Annotated in this window: 7 protein-coding genes and 1 pseudogene; 3 read left to right on the top strand and 5 right to left on the bottom strand. The window is 67.2% G+C overall.

The window, feature by feature from the left end; all coding sequences use genetic code 11:
* Both dop and WKF39_RS13780 read right to left on the bottom strand, forming a co-directional pair.
* Positions 1–1411, bottom strand: a 1411-nt coding sequence (dop, locus tag WKF39_RS13785; protein ID WP_340389372.1) for a depupylase/deamidase Dop, incomplete at its 3' end; no start/stop codon positions are given.
* Positions 1412–1467: 56 nt separating this feature from the next.
* On the bottom strand, positions 1468–1773 hold the full coding sequence (locus WKF39_RS13780; RefSeq protein ID WP_340389370.1) for a PepSY domain-containing protein: 306 nt from the start codon (positions 1771–1773) through the stop codon (positions 1468–1470).
* A gap of 147 nt (positions 1774–1920) precedes the next feature.
* On the opposite strand from WKF39_RS13780, the gene WKF39_RS13775 reads away from it, so the two are divergent.
* Both WKF39_RS13775 and WKF39_RS13770 read left to right on the top strand, forming a co-directional pair.
* Entirely contained in the window at positions 1921–2598 is a 678-nt protein-coding gene (locus WKF39_RS13775; RefSeq protein ID WP_340389368.1) for a response regulator transcription factor, read from the top strand.
* On the top strand, positions 2588–3946 hold the full coding sequence (locus WKF39_RS13770; RefSeq protein ID WP_340389366.1) for a HAMP domain-containing sensor histidine kinase: 1359 nt from the start codon (positions 2588–2590) through the stop codon (positions 3944–3946). The genes WKF39_RS13775 and WKF39_RS13770 overlap by 11 nt, the downstream gene beginning before the upstream one ends.
* Here the strand turns inward: WKF39_RS13770 and WKF39_RS13765 are convergent, their stop codons facing one another.
* Positions 3947–4558 (bottom strand): TetR family transcriptional regulator, encoded by a 612-nt coding sequence (locus tag WKF39_RS13765; protein ID WP_340389364.1) that lies wholly within the window; start codon positions 4556–4558, stop codon positions 3947–3949.
* A 58-nt stretch (positions 4559–4616) separates the two neighbouring features.
* Here WKF39_RS13765 and WKF39_RS13760 point away from each other — a divergent pair.
* A pseudogene (locus tag WKF39_RS13760) lies at positions 4617–5459 on the top strand (DMT family transporter); the annotation flags it as partial.
* Between the two features lie 10 nt (positions 5460–5469).
* On the opposite strand, the gene WKF39_RS13755 reads toward WKF39_RS13760, so the two are convergent.
* Together WKF39_RS13755 and arc are read right to left on the bottom strand one after the other, a co-directional pair.
* A complete protein-coding gene (locus WKF39_RS13755; protein ID WP_340389362.1) occupies positions 5470–5880 on the bottom strand; it encodes a GNAT family N-acetyltransferase in 411 nt (136 codons plus the stop codon).
* A 57-nt stretch (positions 5881–5937) separates the two neighbouring features.
* Positions 5938–7674: a proteasome ATPase gene (arc, locus tag WKF39_RS13750; protein WP_340389360.1), complete on the bottom strand. Its 1737-nt coding sequence runs from the start codon at positions 7672–7674 to the stop codon at positions 5938–5940.
* Positions 7675–7693 lie beyond the last annotated feature (19 nt).

The following is a 7693-nucleotide window of genomic DNA, read 5'->3' as shown; positions in this document are numbered from 1 at the left end:
CCATCGTGGGAACGCGCTGCAGGGAGTCCTGACCGGGCAGGTCGAAGATCACCGAGTCCCACGAGGCGGCGGCGATGTCCTTGGAGAACTTGGCGAGACACATGCCGCGGAAGTAGGCGCGGGTGTCCTGCGGTGGTTCGGTCACGGCAGCCGCGACCAGCTCGTCGGTGATCAGCCGGTCCATCCGACCGGTGCGGACGAGCTGGTGATAGAGCCCCTTGTGCAGCCGGATGTCGTGATATTGCACGTCGACCAGATGCAGCTTGGCGTGGTCCCATTCCAGTCCGTCGCGTTCGCGATAGCGCTCGAGCAGCGCGAGCTTCGCGACCCAGTCGAGCTCACGGACGCATTCCATGGGATCGCGGCCGAGCCGCTCGAGGATGTCTTCCCAGCGCCGCAGGATATCATCGGTCTGGGCGTCCGAGCCCTCCCGCGCCACGAACTCCTTGGCCAGCCGGAGGAATTCGCCCTGCAGCTCCAGTGCCGTGACGGTGCGCCCGTCCAGCAGCTCGACCTTCTGGGTCAGCGACTGGTCATACGAGATGTCGTGCAGGGCCGTGATGGGCGACGAGAGTGCCAGGCTGCGGGTGAGGAAGCCGGCCTCGATCATCGCGAGCACCAACGAGGTCGTGCCGTGCTTGAGATATATCGCGGTCTCGGAGCAGTTCGCGTCACCGATGATGACGTGCAGCCGCCGGTACTTCTTGGGGTCCGCGTGAGGCTCGTCACGGGTGTTGATGATGGGCCGCTTGAGCGTCGTCTCGAGCCCGACGCCCACTTCGAAGTAGTCGGCGCGCTGGCTGATCTGGAAGGCGTGGACGCTGCCGTCCTGCTTCTGCCCGACCCGGCCGGCGCCCGTGAAGACCTGGCGCGACACGAAGAACGGGGTGAGGTGCTCGACGATCTGGTCGAACGGCACGTCCCGCCGCATGAGGTAGTTCTCGTGGGAGCCGTAGGACGCACCCTTGTTGTCGATGTTGTTCTTGTAGAGCACGATCGGCGCAGCGCCGGGGATCGTGGCGGCGAGCTCGGCACCAAGGCGCATGACGTTCTCGCCGGCCTTCTCCCAGAGCACGACGTCGAGCGGGTTGGTGACCTCGGGGCTGGAGTACTCCGGGTGGGCGTGGTCGACGTAGAGGCGTGCGCCGTTGGTCAAGATGATGTTGGCCAGGCCCATGTCCTCGTCGGTCAGCTGCGACGGGTCGGCGACGTCGCGACTCAGGTCGAACCCCCGGGCATCCCGCAGCGGGTTCTCCTCCTCGAAGTCCCACCGCGCACGCCGGGTCAGGCCGTGGGCCGCGGCATAGGAGTTGACCACGTGGGTCGAGGCGACCATGGGATTGGCGTGCGGCTGCCCCTGGACCGCAATGCCGTACTCGACCTCGCTGCCCTGCACCCGCCGTACGCTCATGGTGCCAGCGTACGGTCGGGGCCGTCAGTTTTGCGTCAGGAGCCCGCTTCGCGGGTTCAGCTCGACTCGCTGTCGCCCTCGATCACCACCACCGCGTAGTTCTCGTCGAGCCGGACGTCCACGGTCTTGCCGTCGGTCCTGGTGACTTCGACCTCCCAGGTCGCGCCGTTCTCGGAGTCACGCTCCACCGAGTTCGCCGTGCCGCCGTGGGTCGCCTCGAGGGCTGCCTTGGTCGCGGCATCGGCCTGCGTACCGCGGACGGTTGCGTCGCTGTCGCCACCCGTTGCAAGGGCGACACCGGCACCCCCGACGACGAGCAAGGTCGCTACGCCCGCGGCTGCTGCTGCTGTTCGCATTCTCATGATGTGCCTCTCCTCAGTTTGGATGGGCGTTCCTGGTGAGCGCCTGATCCTGGAACCCATGCTGGGCCCGCACACCTGAAGTCACGCTGAACACGTGGTTTGCCCGCATTCAGCCCGCATTCATCTGCGTGGTGCCACTGTGGGCAGGTGCGGATCTTGGTCGTGGAGGATGACAAACGAGTGGCGTTCGCGGTCAAGCGCGGCCTCCAGGCCGAGGGCTTCGCCGTCGACGTTGCCATGGATGGCGACAACGGGCTCTGGATGGCGACCGAGAATCCGTACGACGCGATGATCCTGGACATCTCGCTGCCGGGTCTCAGCGGCTATCAGATCTGCGATCGCCTGCGCGAAACGGGCGTCTGGACCCCCATCTTGATGTTGACGGCCATGGAGGGTGCGGACAGCGAGGCCCGGGCGCTTGACACCGGGGCGGACGATTTCTTGTCAAAGCCGTTCTCCTACATGGTGCTGCTGGCCCGCCTGCGAGCGCTGCTTCGGCGCGGTTCGGGCGAGCGACCCGCCGTTCTCACCGTCGGTGACTTGAGGCTGGATCCCGCGACACATTGCGCTTGGCGCGGCGACACCCCGGTTGAGTTAACGCCGCGGCAGTTCTCCCTCTTGGAGTTCCTGATGCGCCACCCCGGTGAGGTGATGTCTAAGACGTCCATCCGGGAGCACGTGTGGGACTTCGCCTTCGAAGGAGACTCGAACATCGTGGAGGTCTATGTCGGCCAGCTGCGCCGGCGCATCGACGAACCATTCGGCCTGTCGACGCTGCAGACCGTCCGGCTCGTCGGCTATCGACTCGCCGCGGATGGCGTCTGACATGCGCTCGGTGCGGGCCCGTACGACCGCATTGGCGGCTCTGGTGGTGGCGGCCGCTCTCGTCGTCGGTGCGGTCGGGCTGCTGGTCACACTGCGCGCGTCTCTGGTGCGCAGTGACGACGGCCTGTCGCGGGCCCGGGTGCAGGATCTGGCGTCCTTGGTCGAGAGCGGATCCCTGCCCGTCGAGCTCCGTGACACCTCCGACGACGGTGTCGGCCAGGTCGTGGACGGCTCCGGCCACGTCGTGGCGGCTTCGCGGAGCATCTCCGGCCGCGGTCCGATCTCTGACTGGCATCCCGGTGGTGAACGGATGCAGGTCCGTACCCTGCACGGCGTGCCCGATGACTCCGAGACGGAGACCTATCGTGTCTGGGCCCTGGAGGCGCGGGGACGGGACGGCCCCGTCACGATCTACGTGGGGACGAGCCTGGAGTCGGTCAGCGAGACGATCACGACCCTACGCACCTCCCTCGTGATCGGAGTCCCGGTCTTGTTGCTGGTCCTGGTGGCAGTCACGTGGTCAGTGATCGGCCGCGCACTGCGTCCCGTCGATGAGATGCGCTCGGAGGTCGCCGCGATCTCGCACGAGGATCTCAGCCGCCGGGTGGAGGCGCCTCGAGACAACGATGAGGTCGGCCGGCTTGCGGTCACCATGAACGACATGCTCGGCCGGCTCGAGGCGGCGAGCCTGCGTGAGCGCGAGTTCGTCGCCGATGCCTCCCATGAGCTGCAGAGTCCGCTAGCGTCGTTGAGGGCTCAGCTGGAGGTCGCGTTGACCTACCCGGATCACACCGAGTGGGCGCCCCTTGCGCGGGAGCTGTTGGCCGAGAGCGCTGAGATGGAGGCACTGGTCCGCGATCTGCTGTTCCTGTCCCGCGAGGACGCAAGGCAGGGCGATCCCCGCGCGCACGTGGACCTTGACGACATCGTGCTGGAGGAGGCCGAGCGGCTGCGCGCCAGCACGACGCTGACGATCGACACCGCGCTGGTCTCGGCCGGGCCCGTGCTCGGTCGCAGGTCCGACCTTGCCCGCCTGGTCCGCAACCTGCTGGAGAACGCGGTCGCCCACGCTGTCAGCACGGTGACGTTGCGGGTCGACAGCGACGACGGTGCCACCCGTCTGGTGGTCGGCGATGACGGCCCCGGGGTGGCCCTCGCCGATCGTTCGCGGGTGTTCGAGCGTTTCGGTCGCGGCGACTCCTCCCGCGACCGCATCAGCGGCGGATCGGGCCTGGGTCTGGCCATCGCCCGAAAGATTGCCGAACGGCACGGCGGAACCTTGGGGATCGAAGTGAGCTCCGTCGGCCGCGGTACGGAGTTCGTCCTGCGGATCCCGATCCGGGACTGATCAGCCCCAGGTGGCGGGTGCCTCCTCCGCCGCAACACCGTCGTCGATGAGTCTGCGCATGAGCTCGCGCGCATCGGCCATCGCTTCGGGCTGTGCACCGGCGGTCAGCTGGACGATGGCTCCCTCGTGCACGAGGGCCAGCTCGCGGCCCCGAGGTCCGGGGTCCGGGACGCCGAGCTCGGTCAGGAGCCCGATGTAGTAGTCCCGCGTCCAGATCTTCTCCTCGGCTATGATCGACAACCCGTTGTGGCCCGTCCCGGCCAACTCGGCATAGGCGTTGACGAACCCGCAACCACGCCGGTTCACGGCCATCCAGCTGTCGAGTGCATCGAGCACCGCCAGAACGCGCGCCCTACTCGGCTCCGGCTCGTGCTCTTCGACGTACGAAGTCGCGTGGGAGTGCCACCGGTCGCACCGCTGGCGAAGGTACGCCGTGATCAGCCCGTCCTTGGAGCCGAACCGGTCGTAGATCGTCTTCTTGGTCGTGCCGGCCTCGTCCGCGATGCGCTCGACTCCGACGGCGCGCAGGCCGTGTGCGTAGAACAGGCCCTCGGCGGTCTCGAGGATGCGGATCGCGGTGGGCGTCATGCGGGGCTGCGTGATGGTCGTCATGTGGTTCCCCTTCTGATCTACACTGCAAGTATACCGACCGGTATGGTTAGGTGGCCGCATGTTGTCTCACCGGTTGAGTGCCACTGCTCCGCCCGCAGCACTGGTCGTCCTCTGGAGCTCCGGTTTCATCGGCGCGGAGCTCGGGACCCGACAGGCGCCTGCGTCAACCCTGCTGGCGTGGCGCTACCTCGTCGCGTCGGCGATCCTGGTCTCGGTCTGCCTGTGGCGCCGAGAACGAGTCAGCCGAGAGGGCCTCGGGCGCCAGATCATGCTGGGGCTGCTGTGCCAGGCGGCCTATCTCGGTCTCATCGTCGGTGGAGTGGGGCTGGGTGCATCGGCCGGGACGACGGCGCTGATCGCCTCGATGCAGCCGCTCGTCGTGATCGCCCTCGCAGCGCCAGTGCTCTCCGAGCGCGCGCACCTGGCGCAGATGTTCGGCCTCGCGCTGGGTCTGGCGGGCGTCGCGATCGTGGTCGGTGCCGACCTGACGACCGGAGATGCCCCGTGGTGGGTCTACTTGCTGCCGGTCGGCGGCATGCTGGCGCTTTCGACCGGGACGGTCCTGCAGCAGCGATGGCAGCCGCAGGAGTCCGTGCTGATGTCGCTCACGGTCCAGAGCATCGCTGCCACCGTGGTCTTCTGGGGTCTCGCCATCGCGCAGGGCACGTCCACCGCGCCGACGTCCGAGGGGTTCTGGGCCGCGATCGCGTGGGTCGTGATCCTGTCGAGCTTCGGCGGCTACGGCGCATACCTGTTCGTCTCCCGCACGCAGGGTGCGACGCGAGCGAGCACCTGGCTCTATCTGACGCCGCCCACGACGATGCTGTGGGCCGCCGTGATGTTCGGGGACCGGGTGACGGTGCTCGGGATCGCCGGGCTGGCCCTGAGCGTGGCCGGAGTGGCGCTGGCGCTCAGCCGATCCGCTTCCCGAGGTGCACGCTCTCGGGGGCGCAGGCGTAGTAGCCGAAGGCCGGTATCTCCTCGTAGCCCGCCGAGCGATACAGCGCGATCGCCTCGGGCTGCGCCAGCCCGGTCTCGAGAATCAGTCGGGTGACGCCGGCCGCGGCGGCACTGCGCTCGAGCTCGGTGAGCACGACCCGTGCGAGCCCTCGGCGCTGGTATGCCGGGCGGACGTACATCCGCTTGATCTCCGCGTCGTCGCCGTGGCGGCGCCAGCCGCCCATCGCGGCCGGGACGCGCTCGACGTAGACCATGAAGAACGCTCCATGGGGTCCGTCGAACTCCGAGGTGTCGACGGGTGCGGTGTCGCCCTCCCCGCCGTAGCGCAGGACATACTCCAGCTTCACCTCGGCGGTGAGCACTGCGGCATCTGCGCTGTCGTAGCGGGCAGCGCGGAGGTCGTACGTCAGGGCCCGCCCCTAGAGGTACTGACCGGTGTTGGCCACGGTGTCGATCGATCGGCCCGGCTCGTTGCCGCTCTTGCCGGAGATGAGGGTGCGAATGAACACGATGCGCTCCCCCTTCTTGCCCGAGATCCGCGCCCAGTCGTCGGGGTTGGTCGTGTTGGGCAGGTCCTCGTTCTCCTTGAACTCATCGAGGCACGCCTGCAGGAGGTGCTGCACGCGGAGGCCGCGCTGACCGCTCTCGAGCAGATCCTTGATCGCCATCTTCTTGGCCCGGTCGACGATGTTCTGGATCATGGCGCCGGAGTTGAAGTCCTTGAAGTAGAGCACTTCCTTGTCGCCGTTGGCATACGTGACCTCGAGGAACTGGTTGTCCTCGGACTCGGTGTACATCCGCTCGACGGTGCGCTGGATCATGCCGGTGACGCAGGCCTGCCGGTCGCCGTTCCACTCCCCCAGGTCGTCCGCGTGCAGCGGCAGGCCGGCGGTGAGGTACTTGCTGAAGATGTCGGTCGCCGACTCCGCATCGGGACGTTCGATCTTGATCTTCACGTCGAGCCGGCCGGGGCGCAAGATGGCCGGGTCGATCATGTCCTCGCGGTTGGAGGCACCGATGACCAGGACGTTCTCGAGGCCCTCGACGCCATCAATCTCGCTCAGCAGCTGCGGCACGATGGTGTTCTCGACATCGGAGGAGACGCCCGACCCGCGGGTACGGAACAACGAGTCCATCTCGTCGAAGAACACGATGACCGGCGTGCCCTCACTGGCCTTCTCACGCGCACGCTGGAAGACCAGCCGGATGTGCCGCTCGGTCTCACCGACGTACTTGTTGAGCAGCTCGGGGCCCTTGATGTTGAGGAAGAACGACCGCCCCTCCTCGCCGGTGCGCTCGGAGACCTTCTTGGCCAGCGATGCCGCCACCGCCTTGGCGATCATGGTCTTGCCGCAGCCTGGAGGGCCGTAGAGCAGCACGCCCTTGGGCGGCTTGAGCTCGTGCTCGATGAAGATCTCGGGGTGAAGGTATGGCAGCTCGACCGCGTCGCGGATCGACTCGATCTGGTTGCGGAGACCGCCGATGCTCTCGTAGTCGATGTCCGGGACCTCTTCGAGCACGAGGTCCTCGACCTCGCTCTTGGGTATGCGCTCGTAGACGTAGCCTGACCGCGAGTCGAAGAGCAACGAGTCGCCCGGCCGCAGCTTGATGCCGTCGAGCGACTCGGCGAGGCGCACGATGCGCTCCTCGTCGGCATTGCCCATGACGAGGGCTCGCTCGTTGTCGGCCAGGATCTCCTTGAGCGAGACGACCTCGCCGGTCACCTCGAACTCCAGAGCCGTCACGACGTTCATGGCCTCGTTGAGGATGACTTCCTGACCCTTTTGCAGGGCCTCCTTGTCGACGGCAGGGCTGACGTTGACCCGGAGCTTGCGGCCTCCGGTGAACACGTCGACAGACTCGTCGTCGTTGCGCTGCAGGAACGTGCCGAAACCGGTCGGCGGCTGCGCCAGCCGGTCGACCTCCTCCTTGAGCGTCACGATCTGGTCGCGGGCCTCACGCAGCGTCGACGTCAGGCGTTCGTTCTGCGAGCTCGTGGCGGCCAGCTTGGCCTCGATGTCGAAGAGGCGCGAGTCGTTGGACCCGTCGGAGCCGAGGCGGCGCCGGAGGTGCTCGACCTCAGCGCGCAAGTAGGCAAGCTCCTGGTCCGAACCTCTGCCCTGACCGCTCGTCTGGATGGGCTCGTTGTCTGACATGGCCGCACCTCCTGCTCGT

The organism is Aeromicrobium sp. (genome assembly GCF_037719875.1).
In the GTDB taxonomy this organism is placed as follows: domain Bacteria; phylum Actinomycetota; class Actinomycetes; order Propionibacteriales; family Nocardioidaceae; genus Aeromicrobium.
The sequence above is the reverse complement of the archived record's forward strand: the minus strand, read 5'-3'. Positions and strand labels throughout refer to the sequence as shown.